We start from the raw sequence: 16,655 nt of genomic DNA, 5'->3' as shown, positions 1-16,655 counted from the left end.
GTACACTGCCCCGACGCTGCAAGTCCGCTGAGCTCATCGAGATAAGCGACGATCGTCGACCTCGCCTCATAAGGGAGGATCGACGACCTATCTCTGACGCCTGCGTATTTCCGATAGGCGTGGCCGGGCAAAGCGCGAACGAGGGCGGCGTCTGCACTTCTCCACTGGCCCACCTCCCAGCGGCAGAGCCAATGGAGTAGGTGCCGGAAGGCGAGTGCTTGATGACGGCTCAGTTGTTCAACAGCCTGCATGGTCCACCAGGACCGAAACTCCACAGGGCTCTGCTGTATTGCATAGACAACTCCCTCATAAAGGCAGTCCGTGGGCGACGCGACCCAGCAGCGCCAATAGTTCGCCGCTGTCGTGGTGGCGTTACCCACGAGCGTCTCAGAAAGCACGCGTTTAACGACGCTTCGGACCGGCTCCGGAATGCCACCAAACGCAAAGCAATCTACCTCACCATTTCGGTGAATATTCCACGTATCTTCATGGAGACTATCCAGCCGCCGATCGATCCGATCGAAATCATCATAGTAGCGGATGATGCTAGGAAGGGGCGGCAACTGCGGAAGAGCGGGCACCGCCTCGAACAGTGGCAGCTGCTCAGTCATTGGCCGGATCCAGCGCGAAGAGCGGTCAGGCTCCTCTCAAAGGTCTCATCCCAGATCTTGCTGTGGCGAGGGGCGAAGTACGCGCCAGCGTAGTGGAAAGGCATGTCCGATGACCGCTTCCAGCCGAAGAATGGTCGAAGCCGGTGGAGCGCCTCTTCCAACTCCATGCCGGCGTCCATGAAGCGCTGAATCCGGATGACCGCCGAAGTGTGCCGGAAATCATGCGGCGAGACTTTCGAGATGCCTTCATCCCTGAGCGCCGCAAACGCCTGCGGAGACATTTGCTTCGAAGCGACATCTATGACGCTGCCCAACGAGCTCAGGGCAAGCGGATGGCCCTCGGCCGAGGAGAACAGAAAGGCGTGGCCCACATCAGGTCGGTACTGGCTCACGTAAGTGTCGATCGCCACAGCCAAGACCTGTTGTATGGGCAGCTGGCGGACAGCATGACGGTTTTTCAGCGCCGGCTTTCGGGACCGGCTGTCGGCGTTGTGGTCGGGAGGACAGACATCAAGCCAATGGCGCACTTCGCCTAGGCTGGGGTCGAATTGCTGCTTAAGTGAATCCACCGTCAGGCTCAAAGCCTCACCGCGGCGCAGACCAAGTTGCACAAGAACCAGAAAAATTACGAAATTTCGCCACCGGCTGGACGGCGTTCTGAAGGGGTTGCGAGGAGAAGCAGGGTCGAAGATTTCGTAGAGATCTTCGACTGCTAGCCAAGGCAACGCACGGCCCGGGTTGGAGGGCCGCCTGGGGCGAACGCGAAGCTGGGCAAAGCGCTGCCGCATGACCCGCAGACGCTGCTTCATCGCAGGATCATCGATACCAACTAAGTTCTCGAGGATGGAAAACGTGAAGCGGCAAGCGAGCTGCCAGTGCCGGAGATCTTGATCGGCCTGTCGGGCCAGCAGGCTGCTCGAGAGGACGCGTTCGATCTCCGAGAAATCCGGCGCTAGCAACACGGCGTCCAGGTCGACGCTGGGTACCATCGAGGCCGCTTGCAGGTACAGACTATTGGCAGCGCTGGCGTATCGGTTACGAGTCGGTTGAGCGAGATGGCCGTTCAGCACGTCGATCCATATCGTCGAGCAGTATCGAGGTAATCCGCGATAGTCGGCACAGAATGGACCCGTAAGGGTCGCGGGAAGATCGAGATGCATCAACGCAAAGACATGCTGGGAGATAGCCGGCATGTCCCGTAAGGCAGAGTTTGAATCAAGCGAAAAGCGGTGGATGCGGACCGCTTAAAGCCCCGCTGCTGCGCGTTTTGATAGCTGCGCCGCGGGGCTTTGCGCTCCAGGGCACGATAGCTCTGCAACACTTTCGAACTTGGGCGGCCTTCACATAATATATCTTAGGCGATAGTGTGAGTGCGCTACTCAAGGCCGCAAACGGCTCTCTTGAGCCTGGCGTTGAATAGTCACTGGCGATTCTGCCGGTTTGGGCTGCTGTGTCAGACCGACGCCCTTGAGCCAAAGCTTCAGCGCCTCCCACTGGATCGCTGCGACCACCTTGAACGTCATCAGCGGGATCGCTGCTGTCGCGGCAGCGATGTTGCGATCCTCTAGGCGTTCCCGCTTGGCCGCCATAGCGGCGGTGATCAGCACGCCTTCGGCATCCAGCCCATCGATCGTCATGTCGAGGCGATCGTCCGGCGTATGGCCACGGAACTGGTAATCCATCTCCATGCCCATGAATGGCGACACGTAGAGCGCCTTGGCCGCCCCCTGACGAATGACGCCTGCGGCCTGATCTTCGATCGGGATCGGAATGACGTAGGCGTGGCGGATGCCGAAGGTGCTGGTCACCTCGTAAACCATGGCGGCCAACCGTCCGTCGGGCCAAAGGCAATAGTAGAGGCTGATCGGGTTGAAGACGTATCCAAGGACGCGCGGCATGGTTAACAGGCGGACAGTTCCGCCCTCCAGATCGATGCCGGCTTGAGCCATCCACGCATCCACCTGAGGACGCAGCGCGCCGGAACCGTCTCCGTAATCCTTGTCGTGGAAGGACAAGAGATTGAACCGATTGCGCGAAAACAGGCGCAGGCGCGCGTCCACATCATCGATTTCCGACAGGTCAAGCAGAAGCCAAAACACGCGATAGTTAAGCTTATGGATCTTGGGTCGAAGGCGCCGGTGCATGACCCGGCCGCGATAAAGGGCCGAGCCGAGTGTCACGCGGCGCGTTCCAGTTGCGCGCTCATCGGCGTCGTCAGATATATGCGACCGCTTTCGTTGGCGACGGACCAAGGGCGACGCACGCCGGCAAGTTGTTCGGCCACGGCAAGGCCGGATTGCAAACCATCCTCATGGAAGCCCGCGCCGAAGTGGGCCCCGCAGAACCAGACGCCCCCCTGCCCTTGCAGGCTCCACAACTGCTTTTGAGCCTGTATGGCGGCGGGATCGAAGATGGGGTGCTCGTACAGTTCGCTGCGTAAAATCGTGTCGGCCCGCGGCGGACGTGGCGGGTTGAGCGTCACGAAAAGGTCGTCGCCCGGCAGGCCTTGCAGTCGGTTCATCCAATAGGTGACGCAGAGGCCGTCATCCGCGCCGATATAGTTCCAGCTGGCCCAGGCGCGACGGCGATGCGGCATCAGGCCGGCGTCGGTATGCAGGACGGTCAGATTTCGACTGTATCGGAAGGCGCCGAGCAGCACCTTCTCCTGCGCCGTCGGTTCGGCCAGCATAGCCAGAGCCTGATCGGCATGGGATCCAATCACGACCTGGTCGTAGCGCTCGACGCCGCCTCGGCTGTCGTGGACGAAAACGCCTTGGTCGCTGCGCCGCACCGCCGTGACGCCGTGGTCCAGCCGAATGTCCCGGATGGCGCGAGCGAGATGTTCGACATAGACGCGGCTGCCACCCTCGACGGTGCGCCACAGCGGCCGCCCCACCAGTTTCAGCAGGCCGTGATTGCCGCAGAAACGGATGAAGGACTCGGCCGGATAGTCCATCAGCGTGTGCGCCGGCGATGACCAGATCGCGGCGGCCATGGGCAGCAGGTGATCGTCGCGGAATGCCTCGCTGAATCCTTCGCGCTTTAAATAGTCGCCGAGCGTCAGCGAAGAATCGGACATCGCCGCCAAATCCTTTGGCGCCTCGCGATAGAAGCGCAGGATTTCGCTCAGCATCGACCAGAAGCGAGGACGCAGGGCATTCCGACGCTGAGCAAACAAGCCTGGCGCGGCATACTCGAACTGTCCGTCATCTAGTGAGACAGCGAACGACATATCCGTCGCGCGTGTCGCGATCCCCAAATGCTCGAACAGGGCGATCAGATTGGGATAGGTCGCGTCATTGAAGCAGATGAAGCCAGTGTCGACGGCGATGTCGCCAGAAGGCACGCTGGCCATCACCGTATTGGAATGCCCGCCCAGGCGGTCGCCCTTTTCGTAAAGCGTCACGTCATGGCGTTTCGACAGAAGCCAAGCCGAAGACAGCGCGGCGACGCCAGATCCGACCACAGCGATCTTTTGACGTTCGGCAGAGGGCGTCGCGGACGACAGAGGCATGAAAACTCCGAAAGATACGCCGCAGCGCAGTCGCTAAGGCATGAACGGATTACGGGTCGCCGTCATGTTCGGATCGCGATTGATCCAGACATTTCCGCTGAGCGTATTAGTGTTCATGCATGCCGAGCCGTTATCCTTCGCATCAACGCCATGTCGGTCAAACCGCGTGAAGGCGCTCGACAGCTTGCCTGATCCGCTGCTGCATGATCGGCTGATCGAACAGATCGCCCTGAGGCGCGATCGTGACGCGTTCGCTGCGCTCTTCGCCTACTTCGCACCACGGTTGAAGGCTTGGTTGATCAAGTCGGGCGCGACGCCCGGCGCGGCCGAGGACTTCGCGCAGGACGCCATGCTGACCGTGTGGCGCAAGGCCGATCTGTTTGATTCGTCCAAGGCGCGCGCCGCCACGTGGATTTTCACCATCGCTCGCAACCGTCGGCTGGACATGCTTCGTCGTGACGCGCGACCCTTGCCGACGCCCGAAATCGAGCTGGCGGGGGACGACGTCCGCCGGCCGGATGAACTGCTGTCGATGTCGCAAGACGCGGATCGCGTGCGTGACGCTCTGTCGCGGCTCAGCGCTGACCATGTCGAGGTTCTGCGTCTGGCCTTCTTCATGGACAACTCTCATTCCGAGATCGCCAAACATCTCGGCCTGCCGCTCGGCACCGTCAAATCCCGTATTCGTAACGCCATGACCAAGCTTCGTTTGATCCTCGCGCCGTCTGAAGAGGCCGCGCGATGAAACCTCAGCGCAATCCGTCCGAGGAACGTTTGCTGGCCTATGCGGCCGGCACGCTCAGCCCGCCCGAGGCTGTGGTGATGGCGGCGCATCTGGCGATGCGGCCGGCCAATGACGCCTGGGTGCGCGACCTGCAATCCGTCGGCGGCGAGTTCTTGAACGAGACGCTCCCCTCCCCCTTGTCGGATGATGCGCTCGCCTTGGCGATGGCGCGGATCGAGACGGATGCCGGCAAGGCCAGACACAGCCCGCCGTTGAACGACATGCCCGAGCTGCCCGAGCCGCTGCGACGCTATGCGTTGGGTCCATGGCGCTGGGTCGGGCCTGGCATGCGTGTGCGCGACGTCCATGCGCCGCGGGATGGGGATTGCCGTGTCATTCTTCTGAAGATCGAATCCGGTCGTGAGACGCCAAAACACACGCATGGCGGCGTCGAGTTGACCTGCGTCATCTCCGGTGCCTATGCGACCGAAACCGAGCGGTTCGATGTGGGGGACTTTGAAGAGGCGGACCCGGATGTGCTGCACCAACCCCGTGTGGTGTCGGACGAGCCGTGCCTGTGCGTCGTCGCGCTTGACGGTCAGATTCAGCTGGATGGGTGGGTCGGCAAGCTGATCCAGCCCTTCGTTCGCCTGTGACGGCGCTGGCGACCATTTGGGGTGTCGCCGCCCTGTTTCTCGTTGTCGTCATGTCTACGGCCTGGCTGGTTCAGAGACGAACGGGCCAAGGCGGTTGGGCGGACGCCTTCTGGTCGCTTGGACTGGGAGCGGCCGGTGTCGGCGTCGCGTTATTCCCCATCGACGGCGCCGCTCCGTCGTTGCGCCAGTATCTTGCGGCGCTTCTGATCGGCCTTTGGGGCTTGCGGCTAGGGTCCCATATCGCTGTTCGCGCCGCCCACGAGGAGCGAGAAGACGCTCGCTACGCGCGTCTACGAAAGGACTGGGGCGCCGGTTTTCAGGTCAAGATGTTCGGCTTCCTTATGTTGCAAGCCGGAGCCGCCGCCTTCTTGGCGCTCAGCGTGATGGCGGCGGCACGCAACCCGGCGCCGGGCCTGACGCTCCAAGATGCTGTAGCGACACTAATCTTTGTCGGAGCCCTGGTTGGAGAAGCCGTTTCCGATCGCCAGCTGGCGGCCTTCAAACGCAACCCGGCCAACAAGGGTGGAATCTGCGATGTCGGTCTGTGGGCCTGGTCACGCCACCCGAACTACTTTTTCGAATGGGTGAGCTGGTGCGCTTGGCCTGTGTTCGCCATCGATCTGAGCGGTGCATGGCCCTGGGGTTGGCTGGCGCTGACCGGACCAGCCTATATGTACTGGCTTCTGACCCAGGTCTCCGGCGTGCCCTTGCTGGAAGAGCATATGCGACAGTCGCGACCCAAGGCGTTCGAGGCATACGCCGCCCGCACCAGCGCCTTCTTCCCTCGCCCGCCCGGTCGTTGAATTGATCTCAGTCCCTCTGGGCTTTCCCCAGATGCGTGTCTCCGCGTTCTCGGGCCATCTCCATCTGCCTGTGACGCTCGGCATATCGCTGCCGTTGCATTTCATCGCGGGCGCCGTGACAACGCTCGCAGCACACGCCTTCGACGTAGTGCGGCGAAGCCCGACCGGCCTCGTCCACTGGCAGACGACATCCCCGGCACAAGGTGTGGGGACCTTGGCTTAGGCGGTGACCGACCGAGACGCGTTCGTCAAAGACGAAACACTCTCCCCGCCATAGGCTCTGATTCTCATCCACTGTCTCAAGATAGCGAAGGATGCCGCCTTCCAGATGGTGGACGTTCTCCACACCCTCAGCCTTCAGGAAGGCCGTCGATTTCTCACAGCGAATGCCGCCGGTGCAGTACATGGCCACGCGCTTGGCGCCGGTCTGCTCAATTAGGGCGCGCCCTTCGCTACGGAACCAGTCGGGAAAATCGCGAAAGCTGCGAGTATTGGGTTGGACGGCCCGTTCGAACGCGCCGATCTCGCCCTCATAATCGTTGCGCGTATCGATCACCAAGGTCTCGGGATCGGCGATCAGGGCGTTCCAGTCCGTGGGCGCAACGTAGACCCCCGCCCCATTCGCAGGATCCAGATCCGGCTGTCCCATGGTGACGATCTCGCGTTTGACGCGCACCTTCATCCGGTGGAACGGCAGGGCGTCTGTCCAGGCGTATTTGAGTTCGAGCGTCTCGAATCCTGGCATGGCGTGGATCGTGGACAGCACCGCTGCGATGGCCGCCTCCGATCCTGCGATGGTGCCGTTCAGACCCTCCGGCGCGACGAGCAGGGTCCCCCTCACCTGACCGGCGTCGCAGACCGCCTGAAGCGTCCTGCGTACGGCTTCGGGGTCGGCCACCGGCGCGAACCGGTAGAGTGCGGCGACACGGACGGCTTGATCGCACGAGGTCTGATGGTCGGTCATGGATCAGCCCCTCGAAGGCTCCGGAGGTGGCGCGCCCAGCAGGACTCGAACCTGCAACATCCCGCTTAGAAGGCGGGTGCTCTATCCGGTTGAGCTATGGGCGCTCTGGCAAGACGTCAGGCGTCAGTGCGTCCAGGACTGTTTGCGGTTGGTGGCGAAATTGTCGGCATAGGCCTTGATGATCACCGGCGGATCGTTCGGCTCGTGCAGACGGAAGGCGATGCCGTGACGCTCGGCGTATTCGATCGCCTCTTCCTTCGATTCGAAGCTCAGCCGAACCTGGCCGTTCATGTCGGTGGAGCTGGTCCAGCCCATCAGCGGATCGATGGTGCGCGCCGACGCCGGTTCGAATTCCAGCCGCCAGTCGCGGCTCTTGGCCTTGCCCGACTGCATCGCAGTTTTGGCCGGGCGGTAGATGCGAGCCAACATGGCGAAATCCTTAGTGACGGCGGGGTCTGTAACCCTGCCATAACGCGCGCCGGTCATATGATCCAGCGGCCTTCCGTTGGTCGGGGCGAGAGGATTCGAACCTCCGACCCTCTGGTCCCAAACCAGATGCGCTACCAGGCTGCGCTACACCCCGGACCGAACGGAGCGCTCTATTGGCACTTCGCGAGGCGATCCGCAATCAAGGCTTGAAATAAGGATGTAAAACTTTGTCACCCGGCTTGGCGTTGATTTCGGCCGCCCGCCCTGCCCGCAGTTCCAATACGCCGTTGGCGGCGCCGTTGGACGGTATCGGCGCCTCGGAGAAGGGCGTGGCGTGCGAAGCGATTGAGACGATCCGGCCCTGCGGATCGATATACAGAATATCCAGGGAGCTCGGCGTGTTGCGCATCCAGAAGCTTTGCTCGCGCGGCGCTTCGCCCGGCCACTGGAATAGCATGCCGCGGTCGGCTTCGAGCGGCGGACGGAACATCAGTCCGCGTTGACGTTCGGGCTCTTCGTCGGCGATTTCGACCCAGAACTGATGCTCGCCCGACGTGGTCACGACGGCCAGCTTCTGCAGCGGTTCGCCATTGGGGCCGACAGGCGCCTTGGCCGCGCATCCGGCGAGAGCGAGCATAACCAAGCCCGCCATTGCAAAACGTCTCGTCGCCTTGATCATACGCCTCTCCTGGGCGCTCGATCAGTCGCCCGTTCTGATGTCTGCAACCACCAGACCTTTGGGCCCGTTGGCGAATCGCACCCGCACCGCATCGCCAGGAATCAGATCATCCAGGCCGCAGCGACGCAAGGTTTCGATGTGGACGAAGATATCGCCCGGTTCGCGATCACGCACGACGAATCCGTAGCCCTTGGTGCGATTGAACCATTTGACCAGAGCGGTCTCCAACTGTTCGTCACTTTCGGCGACCGGCCGTGGCGACGGCGAAGTCACAGGGCGGCGCACGGCCGGCGTCGCTGCGCCCTCGCCCAGGTCATGGATCTCGATCGTCTGCCAACCCTTGGCGCGCTTGACGCAGTCGCAGGTGATGGTCGCGCCTTCATCGGCCGCGTCACGGCCGAGATCCCGCAGGCTGCTGATATGCAGCAGGACATCTCTCGTTTCGGTCAGGGTCGGATCGTCAGGGACGATGAAACCGTAGCCCTTGACGGCGTCGAACCACTTCACGCGCCCAGTGACGCGAACGGTCTGCGCCGTTTCCGTCTCTCTAAAGTCAGACACTTAAAAAACCCCCGCCCGCGCCTCCAGCGGACTCGTTTTATATTTAACACCGTTCCGCGAAATTTTGAAAAGCGGAAAATGCGCGTCTATGCAGAAGCTTGCGTTTGGGAGAGTGCAGACGCGCATCGCAGGCGCTGGCGAATGACCGCCTGTCTCTCGTGCTATCTGCGCTAGGCTGCTTGCCGGGAGCCTCAAAGGCTCAACCATAATACTGCCCGCGTGGCAGTCCCTAGGGGAGTCGAACCCCTCTTTTCAGGTTGAAAACCTGACGTCCTAACCGATAGACGAAGGGACCGCTGCGCGGGAGAGCCGGCGATATAGCTGCGCCCTCGGAGCGGTGCAAGCGTGGATTTTCAGTTTTTTGTAGCCGCCGTCAGATCATTCGAGGATCGGCGACATCCTCGATCTCGAACTGCACGCCCTTGCGCCCATTCCAGTCGTCAGCCTTCAGCCGGCCCACGATGCTCAGCCCGCCCTGCCCCGACAGCAAGGCTTGGCCCGTCGGCAGATCGGCGCAGCGCCAGGCGATGGCCTTGACCGACGCGCCATCTGGACCGATCAGCCGGCACCGCACATGACCGCCATTCATGGCGACGGGTTCGCGGGCTTGAACCCCGCTTAGGGCGAAGCTGGGTTCCGGGTTGGCAGGGCCGAATGGGGCCAGACGCTCGAACGATTCGAACAGATCGCGCGTCGCCGCCGCGGGGTCGATCAGGGCGTCGATCTCCAGCACGTCCTGTGCGACAGCTTCGACCCTTTCGGTAGCGAGGCTCTCGTTCAGGAAGGCGGTCAGCTCGGGCACGCGCGCACCGTCCATCGTCAGGCCTGCCGCCATGGCATGACCGCCGCCAGCGAGCAGGATCCCGCTCTCCCAGGCCGCCTGGATCGCGCGTCCCAGGTTCATGCCTGGCTGTGACCGGCCTGAGCCCTTCCCGAGACCGGTTACGGGATCGACGCCGATGACGATCACCGGCTTGCGCCAGCGCTCGCGTAAACGGCCGGCGACGATCCCGACGACGCCCGGATGCCAGTCCTCGCCCGCGACCACGATGACGGCGCTCTCGTCGGCATGGGCGCCTGTCGCCTCGACTCGACGAACAGCGGCGTCGGTGACGGCTCGCTCGACATCGCGCCGTGACACGTTCAGGGCATCGAGCTCGATCGCCAGGGCCTCGGCCTCGGCCGGATCATCCGTCGACAACAACCGCGCGCCGAGGTCGGAGCGACCGATGCGTCCTCCCGCATTGATGCGCGGTCCCAGGATGAAACCGGCATGATTGCTCTTGGCCGGTCCCGGTTCGGCGCCGGCCGCCGCCAACAGCGCGCGCAGACCCGGATTGCGCCAGTCGCTCATGACCTTCAGACCAAGGCCGGTCAGCGCGCGATTGAAGCCGGTTAGCCCGGTCACGTCGCAGATGGCACCCAGGGCCGCCAGATCCAGCCACTGACGAATGTCCGGCTCGGCCCTCTCGGCGAACAGGCCCCGCCGCCGCCCCTCCCGGTTCAGCGCCGCCAGAAGCACGAAGACGACGCCTGCCGCCGCCAGATTTCCCTGACCCGAGTTGCAGCCCGGCCGGTTTGGGTTGACGACCGCCAACGCCGTCGGCGGCTCGCTGCGCATCAGGTGGTGATCGATAACGACGACGTTAAGGGCGATGGCGGCCGCATGGGCCAGGGCTTCGTTCGCCGCCGCCCCACAATCCACCGTAATGACCAGGTCTGCGCCCGACGCTTTCAGCGTATCGAAGGCCTTGGCGCTGGGGCCGTAACCTTCGGTCATCCGATCCGGAACATAGATCGAAAGCGTATGCCCCATCGTCCGGAACCAACGCACCAGCAGCGCCGCGCTGGAGGCGCCGTCCACGTCGTAGTCGGCGAACACATGAATGTTCGCCTTGGCCTGAAGCGCGTTCAGGATCGCATCGGCCGCTGCGTCCATATCCATAAAGCTGGACGGGTCGGGAAACAGGGCGCGCAGGGTCGGGGTAAGGAAATCTTGGCCCTGGTCTGCGCGAACGCCCCGCGAGGCCAAGGCCCGGGCAAACGGTTCTTCCAGGTTCAGGGTCTGCATGTGCGCGCGCGTCGTGGCGGCATCGGCCGGACGTTGACGCCATGCGCGCCCAGACAGGGACCGAGACACGCCGAGGAATGCGTTCAAAGTCTTTGTGCCGCCGTCGTCTGCCATGAGCGCATTATCGCGGGATTCTGCCTCCCGCGCGACCGCTCATCGCGCCGGGCGACGGTCGAGCGGCGGCGGAGCCTTGGCCCTATCACGCAGGCTTTGAGCGAAGGCCTCGATATCCGCCTGGGTTCGGACGGCGTCGGGCGACACCGGAACGGCGTTCACGGCCGCGCGTGTTTCGGCGGCGAGCGCCTCGGCGTCGCCGAGCGTCCAGTCGATGCGTGCGATCTCGCTGGTCAGCGTCGCGCTGTCGCCTTGGAGACGCTGCACATTTGACGCGACCTGCGTCACCGGCGGCAGATCGGTCGGCGCTGCCGGAAAGTCTTCCCAGCGCGGATAGCGCCGATTGGCGTCGACCAGTTCCTGGATACGCGGCGCCAACGGCGAGACAGCCTCAGTCTTCGAGGCGGATGCGCCGATACAGCCGCTCAATGGCGTCGCGATCGCAACTGCGGCGATCAGGATCATCTTTTTCGAGTGCGACGCGTTCATTTCCTTGATGGTCTTATGCCATCATCGCGGTGCGCGGAAGGGCGGATGAACCGCCCTCTGACGCCGGAAGCGCGAAGGACGATCATGGCCAAGACTCCCAGAACGCCGACAGACGCCCCCGATCGCCCCGCACGCAAAGCCGGACGTCCGACGTCCGCCAAGCCCCGCCCGCCTCGCCAGCCCAGGTCGAAACCTGCCGAAACGCGGGAGGCCGCCTCTGAAACCCATGCGGAGCCAACGCCTGAACCGACCGCACCAGCGTCCAGCCAGGCCGAGGTGATCGAAACCCTGTCGATGAATCTGGCCAAGGCGGCCATGATGGCCCAGAGCGCGATCGCCGAGGCGGCGCTGACCCAGGCCGATCGGCCGAACGCCCTTTCCGCCGATCCCTTCAACGTCGCGCCAGCCATGACGTCAGTCATGACCAGCTTGGCCGCCCAGCCCGACAAGATGATTCAGGCCCAGGCCGACCTGTTTGGCCGCTATATGCAGCTCTGGTCATCGACGGCGCGTCAGGCGGCCGGCGAGGCGCCCGATCCCGCCCCGGTCGACAAGCGGTTCAAGGACCCGGCTTGGTCCGAAAACCCCATGTTCGACATGATGCGGCGATCCTATCTGCTGACGTCGGAGTGGATGAACGGCCTGATCGCCGGGGTTGAGGATATCGATCCTACGCTGAAACGTCGCGCCCAATTCTTCACCCGCCTGCTGACCGACGCCTTCTCCCCGTCGAACTTTTTGGCCTCCAACCCCGTCGCGCTGAAAGCCTTGTCGGAGACCAGCGGCGAATCGCTGGTGAAGGGCATGCAGAACTTCGCCGCGGATTTGGAACGTGGCGGCGGATCGCTGCGGATCAGTCAGGCCGACTACGGCAAGTTCGTCGTCGGTGAGAACGTCGCCACCGCGCCGGGCCAGGTCGTGTGGCGCGATGAGCTGTTCGAACTGATCCAGTACGCGCCGACGACCGAAACCCAGCACGAATTCCCGCTGCTTATCTTCCCGCCCTGGATCAACAAATTCTACATCATGGACCTGCAGCCGGCGAACTCGCTGATCCGCTGGCTGTCGGCTCAGGGCTTCACGGTCTTCGTCTGTTCCTGGGTCAATCCGGACAAGGACAAGGCCGGCTTCGGCTTCGACGACTATCTGGAAAAGGGCATTTATCGCGCGGTCGACAAGACGCTGGAGCAGGCGGGAACCAAGCAACTGAATGCCGTGGGATATTGCATCGGCGGCACCCTGCTTGGCGCTGGTCTGGCGCATATGGCGGCCAAGGGCGACAAGCGCATCGCCGCCGCCACTTTCTTCGCCGCTCAACATGACTTCGCCGAGGCCGGCGACCTGCTGCTGTTCACCGACGAACACTGGATCGCCGAGATCGAGCGTCAGATGGATGCGGCGGGCGGCGTCTTGCCGGGCGCGGCCATGGCGGAAACATTCAACGCCCTGCGGTCCAACGACCTGATCTGGTCCTTCTTCATCAGCAACTATCTGCTGGGCAAGGATCCGCCCGCCTTCGACCTGCTGTTCTGGAACGCCGATCAGACCCGCATGCCCAAGACGCTGCATCTCGACTATCTGCGTCACATGTATGGGGCCAACGCCTTGGCCAAGGGGCAGTTCGAGATCGGCGGCCTGACGGCGGACCTGTCGAAGGTCGAGATCCCGCTCTATTTTCAGGCCAGCCGCGAGGATCACATCGCGCCGATGAACTCGGTCTATCGGTCCGCCAAACTGTTTGGCGGCGAGGACGTGACCTTTACCCTGGCCGGGTCAGGTCACATCGCCGGCGTCATCAACGCCCCCGCCGCAAAGAAATATCAGCACTGGACCAACCCCGCCCTGCCCGCGACCTTGGCCGAATGGCAGGCTGACGCCGTCGAACATCCCGGCAGCTGGTGGGAGCATTGGGCGGCCTGGCTCGGCGCGCGTTCCGGTAAGAAAATCCCCGCCCGCGACCCGGCCAAGGGGCCACTCAAGCCAATCGAGCCAGCGCCGGGCAGCTATGTGAAAGTGAAGTCTTGAACCGTCTCGAACCCAACGCCTTGCTCGCCCTCAGCACAGGCGTCGCCTTGATCCTGCTGATCATGACGGCCAGCCTGTTCGGAGAACCGGGCAACACGGTCAAATATGTGATCTCGGCCGTCATCTGCGCGGCCGCCTTTGTCCTGCTTAATGAACGAATGGCGCGCGCGATGAAACGACCGGTCGCTCAGCCGCTGATCCACGTCAGTACGCCGGGTACGGCGGTCTGGGCCGGACTGTTTCCATTGATCGTCATCGCCATGGCCTGCGCGCCCGTTTTCTTCGCCGGTCACGACTATGGGCTGCTGGTGATCATCGCCTCGGTCATCTTCGGCCTGACCGTCGATTCAGCCGTGCGCGCCCGTCGCGCCTAGGCCGAGACGAACTTCAGCGCCACACCGTTGTTGCAGTAGCGCAGCCCCGTCGGACGCGGACCATCGTCGAACACATGCCCCTGGTGTCCCAGGCAGCGGGCGCAATGGTATTCGGTGCGTGGAATGCCGATGGCCAGGTCGCGCTTCTTGCCGATATTGGCGGCGATGATGTCATAGAAGCTGGGCCAGCCGGTGTGGGAATCGAACTTCCACTGCGATCGGAACAGCGGCAGATCGCAGCCCTTGCAGACGAACGTCCCGCGCGCATGCTGATCGTTGAGAGGGCTGGAATAGGGACGCTCCGTCCCCTCGTGCCGCATGACGCGCCAGGAGGCTTCGCCCAAGCGTCGTCGCCAATCCGCATCGGACACCCGACGATAGGGCGAGGCTGCGTACTGCCCCTCCCCGGCTTCGGACGTCTCAGGCGAACAGGCGGACAGGGCGAGCGCGCCGGCGCCCATTAGAAGGCCCCGGCGATGCGGGATCAGGGACTGGGTCATGTCCCTGATACGACGAAGGTCGCGGAATGGTTTCAGACCTCAGATCAGGCCGGTCGCCTCATCCAGGCCCAGCATGATGTTCAGGTTCTGCACCGCCGCGCCTGAAGCGCCCTTGCCCAGGTTGTCCAGCAAAGCCACCAGCCGCGCCTGTTCGCCATTGCGATCACCGAAGACATGCAGACGCAGTCGGTTGGTGCCGTTCAGGCCCTCGGGCTCGATGCCGGTCATGGCCTCGGTCTCCTCCAGGTCGGCGACCTCGACGAACCGCTGGCCGTCATAGGCCTCGACCAGGGCGCCGTGCAGCCGTTCGACAGAGGGGGTTTCCGGCAGGGCCGCCAGATGCAGCGGAACCTCGACCAGCATGCCCTGGCGATAGTTTCCGACCGCCGGCGTGAACAGTACGTCTCGGCTCAGACCTGTGTGTTTGGTCATTTCGGGCACATGCTTGTGCCTCAGCGTCAAACCATAGGCGCGATAGGCGGTCGCGGCGCCTCCGCCATCTTTTGGGGCGGCTTCGAACTCGGCGATCATGGCCTTGCCGCCGCCGGAATAGCCCGACACCGCATTGACCGTGACCGGATAGTTGGCTGGAACGAGACCTGCCTTCACCAGCGGCCGCATCAGGCCGATGAAGCCCGTGGGATAGCAGCCGGGGTTCGACACGAACTGAGACCGCGCGATCAGTGCACGCTGCTCTCCATCCATTTCAGGAAAGCCATAGGCCCAGCCCGGCGCGACCCGATAGGCGGTCGAGGCGTCGATCACCTTGACCGACGGGTTTTCGATCATGGCCACGGCTTCCCGCGCCGCATCGTCGGGCAGACACAGGATAACCGCATCGGCGCCGTTCAGGGCCTCACGCCGCGCATCCGCGTCCCGACGTCTGTCGCCCAGCAACAGCAGGTTCAGATCCGGGCGCGCTTCCAGCCGCTCGCGGATTTCCAGCCCCGTGGTGCCGGCCTCGCCGTCAATGAAGATGGTGTGGGTCATCTGTCTCTCCCGTCACTTCTCCACTTAAGGAGCAAAGGCGCAAGAAAAAGGGCGCTCCAGGTCTCCCCGAAGCGCCCCAAATCCAAACCGCGTAAACGCGATTAGCGCTTCGAGAACTGGAAGCTGCGGCGAGCCTTGGCGCGGCCGTACTTCTTGCGCTCGACGACGCGGCTGTCGCGGGTCAGGAAGCCGTGCGGCTTCAGGACCTTACGCAGTTCCGGTTCGAAGTGCGTCAGGGCATGCGACAGGCCGTGGCGGATGGCGCCAGCTTGGCCCGACAGACCCGAACCTTCGACGGTGCAGATCACGTCATACTGAGTGGCGCGGTCCGAGACGGTCAGCGGCTGAGCGATCATCATGCGCAGCACGGGACGAGCGAAATACTGCTCCTGGTCCTTGCCGTTGATGGTGATCTTGCCGGTGCCGGGCTTCACCCAGACGCGAGCGATGGCGTTCTTGCGCTTGCCGGTCGAATAGGCGCGGCCTTGAGCGTCCAGCTTCTGGACATAGACGGGCGCGTCGTTCTCGACCGAAGAGCTCAGGCCCTTCAGGGCGTCGAAGCCGGTGGCGGTTTCGGTGTTGGTCACGTCGGTCATGCTCAGACGCTCCGGGTGTTCTTGGGCGACGCCGACTTGAAGTCGATCGTTTCCGGTTGCTGGGCTTCGTGGTCGTGCTGGTTGCCAGAGAACAGGCGCAGGTGCGTCATCTGCTTGCGGGCCAAGGGGCTTTCCTTGGGCAGCATGCGCTCGACGGCCTTTTCAAGCACGCGCTCGGGGAAGCGGCCGCCCAGAACCTTCTCAGGCGTGGTCGACTTGACGCCGCCCGGGTGACCGGTGTGGCGATAGTAGATCTTGTCGGTGTTCTTCTTGCCGGTGAACACCACCTTGTCGACGTTGGTGACGACGACATAGTCGCCGCAATCGACGTGCGGGGTGTAGTCGCCGCGGTGCTTGCCGCGCAGACGGTTGGCGATGAAAGTCGCGAGGCGGCCCACCACGACGCCTTCGGCGTCGATGTGGATCCACTTCTTCTCGACCTCGGCCGGCTTCAACGAAGCCGTAGTGCTCTTCAGCATGAGGGGGTTCCTGGAAACGAAAATCGGGTCCGGCCCCCGAGGGAACCGAATGAAGGCGCGCTGATACAGGAGACGA

19 protein-coding genes and 3 tRNA genes are annotated in these 16,655 nt (G+C 63.3%); 5 read left to right on the top strand and 17 right to left on the bottom strand.

Annotated features, from left to right (window positions below; translation table 11 throughout):
- The 4 genes from RT123_RS09395 to RT123_RS09380 all read right to left on the bottom strand — a co-directional run.
- A partial coding sequence (locus tag RT123_RS09395) for a hypothetical protein (RefSeq protein ID WP_313008863.1) occupies nucleotides 1-611 on the bottom strand: 611 nt, incomplete at its 3' end.
- Nucleotides 608-1,804 (bottom strand): site-specific integrase, encoded by a 1,197-nt coding sequence (locus RT123_RS09390; RefSeq protein ID WP_313008862.1) that lies wholly within the window; start codon nucleotides 1,802-1,804, stop codon nucleotides 608-610. The genes RT123_RS09390 and RT123_RS09395, both read right to left, overlap by 4 nt.
- 186 nt (nucleotides 1,805-1,990) lie before the next feature.
- The gene (locus RT123_RS09385; RefSeq protein ID WP_313008860.1) at nucleotides 1,991-2,791 is read right to left on the bottom strand and encodes a DUF1365 domain-containing protein; all 801 of its coding nucleotides are present in this window, start codon (nucleotides 2,789-2,791) and stop codon (nucleotides 1,991-1,993) included.
- Entirely contained in the window at nucleotides 2,788-4,125 is a 1,338-nt protein-coding gene (locus RT123_RS09380; RefSeq protein ID WP_313008858.1) for an FAD-dependent oxidoreductase, read from the bottom strand. Before RT123_RS09380 ends, RT123_RS09385 begins: the two co-directional genes overlap by 4 nt.
- A 184-nt stretch (nucleotides 4,126-4,309) precedes the next feature.
- On the opposite strand from RT123_RS09380, the gene RT123_RS09375 reads away from it, so the two are divergent.
- The 3 genes from RT123_RS09375 to RT123_RS09365 are packed head-to-tail and all read left to right on the top strand — an operon-like array spanning nucleotide 4,310 to nucleotide 6,308.
- On the top strand, nucleotides 4,310-4,870 hold the full coding sequence (locus RT123_RS09375) for a sigma-70 family RNA polymerase sigma factor (protein ID WP_313008856.1): 561 nt from the start codon (nucleotides 4,310-4,312) through the stop codon (nucleotides 4,868-4,870).
- The gene (locus RT123_RS09370; RefSeq protein ID WP_313008854.1) at nucleotides 4,867-5,505 is read left to right on the top strand and encodes a ChrR family anti-sigma-E factor; all 639 of its coding nucleotides are present in this window, start codon (nucleotides 4,867-4,869) and stop codon (nucleotides 5,503-5,505) included. Before RT123_RS09375 ends, RT123_RS09370 begins: the two co-directional genes overlap by 4 nt.
- 50 nt (nucleotides 5,506-5,555) lie before the next feature.
- Nucleotides 5,556-6,308: a DUF1295 domain-containing protein gene (locus RT123_RS09365; RefSeq protein WP_313008853.1), complete on the top strand. Its 753-nt coding sequence runs from the start codon at nucleotides 5,556-5,558 to the stop codon at nucleotides 6,306-6,308.
- 7 nt (nucleotides 6,309-6,315) lie between these two features.
- Here the strand turns inward: RT123_RS09365 and RT123_RS09360 are convergent, their stop codons facing one another.
- The 9 genes from RT123_RS09360 to RT123_RS09320 form a co-directional block, all read right to left on the bottom strand.
- On the bottom strand, nucleotides 6,316-7,272 hold the full coding sequence (locus RT123_RS09360; protein WP_313008851.1) for a rhodanese-related sulfurtransferase: 957 nt from the start codon (nucleotides 7,270-7,272) through the stop codon (nucleotides 6,316-6,318).
- Nucleotides 7,273-7,299: 27 nt separating this feature from the next.
- Nucleotides 7,300-7,376 (bottom strand) — tRNA-Arg (locus RT123_RS09355).
- Between the two features lie 19 nt (nucleotides 7,377-7,395).
- A complete protein-coding gene (locus RT123_RS09350; protein ID WP_039245189.1) occupies nucleotides 7,396-7,701 on the bottom strand; it encodes an ETC complex I subunit in 306 nt (101 codons plus the stop codon).
- A 77-nt stretch (nucleotides 7,702-7,778) separates the two neighbouring features.
- Nucleotides 7,779-7,855 (bottom strand) — tRNA-Pro (locus RT123_RS09345).
- Nucleotides 7,856-7,900: 45 nt separating this feature from the next.
- Entirely contained in the window at nucleotides 7,901-8,380 is a 480-nt protein-coding gene (locus RT123_RS09340) for a DUF192 domain-containing protein (RefSeq protein ID WP_055753594.1), read from the bottom strand.
- Nucleotides 8,381-8,401: 21 nt separating this feature from the next.
- Nucleotides 8,402-8,941 carry a cold-shock protein gene (locus RT123_RS09335; protein ID WP_313008849.1) on the bottom strand — a complete coding sequence of 180 codons (540 nt, stop codon included), beginning with the start codon at nucleotides 8,939-8,941 and terminating at the stop codon, nucleotides 8,402-8,404.
- Nucleotides 8,942-9,161: 220 nt separating this feature from the next.
- Nucleotides 9,162-9,236 (bottom strand) — tRNA-Glu (locus RT123_RS09330).
- 78 nt (nucleotides 9,237-9,314) lie between these two features.
- Nucleotides 9,315-11,126 (bottom strand): single-stranded-DNA-specific exonuclease RecJ, encoded by a 1,812-nt coding sequence (recJ, locus tag RT123_RS09325; RefSeq protein WP_313008848.1) that lies wholly within the window; start codon nucleotides 11,124-11,126, stop codon nucleotides 9,315-9,317.
- 39 nt (nucleotides 11,127-11,165) lie between these two features.
- Entirely contained in the window at nucleotides 11,166-11,591 is a 426-nt protein-coding gene (locus RT123_RS09320) for a hypothetical protein (protein WP_313008847.1), read from the bottom strand.
- 108 nt (nucleotides 11,592-11,699) lie between these two features.
- Here RT123_RS09320 and phaC point away from each other — a divergent pair, with 108 nt between their 5' ends.
- Together phaC and RT123_RS09310 are read left to right on the top strand one after the other, a co-directional pair.
- Nucleotides 11,700-13,640 carry a class I poly(R)-hydroxyalkanoic acid synthase gene (gene phaC, locus RT123_RS09315; protein WP_313008845.1) on the top strand — a complete coding sequence of 647 codons (1,941 nt, stop codon included), beginning with the start codon at nucleotides 11,700-11,702 and terminating at the stop codon, nucleotides 13,638-13,640.
- A complete protein-coding gene (locus RT123_RS09310) occupies nucleotides 13,637-14,014 on the top strand; it encodes a hypothetical protein (protein ID WP_055753598.1) in 378 nt (125 codons plus the stop codon). Before phaC ends, RT123_RS09310 begins: the two co-directional genes overlap by 4 nt.
- Here the strand turns inward: RT123_RS09310 and msrB are convergent.
- The 4 genes from msrB to rplM all read right to left on the bottom strand — a co-directional run bounded on the left by msrB (nucleotide 14,011) and on the right by rplM (nucleotide 16,579).
- The gene (msrB, locus tag RT123_RS09305) at nucleotides 14,011-14,514 is read right to left on the bottom strand and encodes a peptide-methionine (R)-S-oxide reductase MsrB (RefSeq protein WP_284877517.1); all 504 of its coding nucleotides are present in this window, start codon (nucleotides 14,512-14,514) and stop codon (nucleotides 14,011-14,013) included. The genes RT123_RS09310 and msrB overlap by 4 nt on opposite strands.
- A 39-nt stretch (nucleotides 14,515-14,553) precedes the next feature.
- Nucleotides 14,554-15,504: an N-acetyl-gamma-glutamyl-phosphate reductase gene (gene argC / locus RT123_RS09300; RefSeq protein WP_313008843.1), complete on the bottom strand. Its 951-nt coding sequence runs from the start codon at nucleotides 15,502-15,504 to the stop codon at nucleotides 14,554-14,556.
- Nucleotides 15,505-15,605: 101 nt separating this feature from the next.
- Entirely contained in the window at nucleotides 15,606-16,100 is a 495-nt protein-coding gene (rpsI, locus tag RT123_RS09295; RefSeq protein ID WP_017503896.1) for a 30S ribosomal protein S9, read from the bottom strand.
- Between the two features lie 2 nt (nucleotides 16,101-16,102).
- The gene (gene rplM / locus RT123_RS09290; protein ID WP_055809236.1) at nucleotides 16,103-16,579 is read right to left on the bottom strand and encodes a 50S ribosomal protein L13; all 477 of its coding nucleotides are present in this window, start codon (nucleotides 16,577-16,579) and stop codon (nucleotides 16,103-16,105) included.
- Nucleotides 16,580-16,655: the final 76 nt, after the last annotated feature.

The organism is Brevundimonas vesicularis (assembly GCF_032067225.1).
Lineage (GTDB): Bacteria > Pseudomonadota > Alphaproteobacteria > Caulobacterales > Caulobacteraceae > Brevundimonas > Brevundimonas vesicularis_F.
The sequence above is the reverse complement of the archived record's forward strand: the minus strand, read 5'-3'. Positions and strand labels throughout refer to the sequence as shown.

Coding starts and splice junctions, on each gene's coding strand:
- argC (WP_313008843.1), bottom strand. CDS start 15,504: ATGACCCACACCATCTTCATTGACGGCGAGGCCGGCACCACGGGGCTG.
- msrB (WP_284877517.1), bottom strand. CDS start 14,514: ATGACCCAGTCCCTGATCCCGCATCGCCGGGGCCTTCTAATGGGCGCC.
- RT123_RS09380 (WP_313008858.1), bottom strand. CDS start 4,125: ATGCCTCTGTCGTCCGCGACGCCCTCTGCCGAACGTCAAAAGATCGCT.
- RT123_RS09360 (WP_313008851.1), bottom strand. CDS start 7,272: ATGACCGACCATCAGACCTCGTGCGATCAAGCCGTCCGTGTCGCCGCA.
- RT123_RS09370 (WP_313008854.1), top strand. CDS start 4,867: ATGAAACCTCAGCGCAATCCGTCCGAGGAACGTTTGCTGGCCTATGCG.
- RT123_RS09390 (WP_313008862.1), bottom strand. CDS start 1,804: ATGCCGGCTATCTCCCAGCATGTCTTTGCGTTGATGCATCTCGATCTT.
- RT123_RS09320 (WP_313008847.1), bottom strand. CDS start 11,591: ATGATCCTGATCGCCGCAGTTGCGATCGCGACGCCATTGAGCGGCTGT.
- phaC (WP_313008845.1), top strand. CDS start 11,700: ATGGCCAAGACTCCCAGAACGCCGACAGACGCCCCCGATCGCCCCGCA.
- rplM (WP_055809236.1), bottom strand. CDS start 16,579: ATGCTGAAGAGCACTACGGCTTCGTTGAAGCCGGCCGAGGTCGAGAAG.
- RT123_RS09350 (WP_039245189.1), bottom strand. CDS start 7,701: ATGTTGGCTCGCATCTACCGCCCGGCCAAAACTGCGATGCAGTCGGGC.
- rpsI (WP_017503896.1), bottom strand. CDS start 16,100: ATGACCGACGTGACCAACACCGAAACCGCCACCGGCTTCGACGCCCTG.
- RT123_RS09365 (WP_313008853.1), top strand. CDS start 5,556: ATGTCTACGGCCTGGCTGGTTCAGAGACGAACGGGCCAAGGCGGTTGG.
- RT123_RS09340 (WP_055753594.1), bottom strand. CDS start 8,380: ATGATCAAGGCGACGAGACGTTTTGCAATGGCGGGCTTGGTTATGCTC.
- recJ (WP_313008848.1), bottom strand. CDS start 11,126: ATGGCAGACGACGGCGGCACAAAGACTTTGAACGCATTCCTCGGCGTG.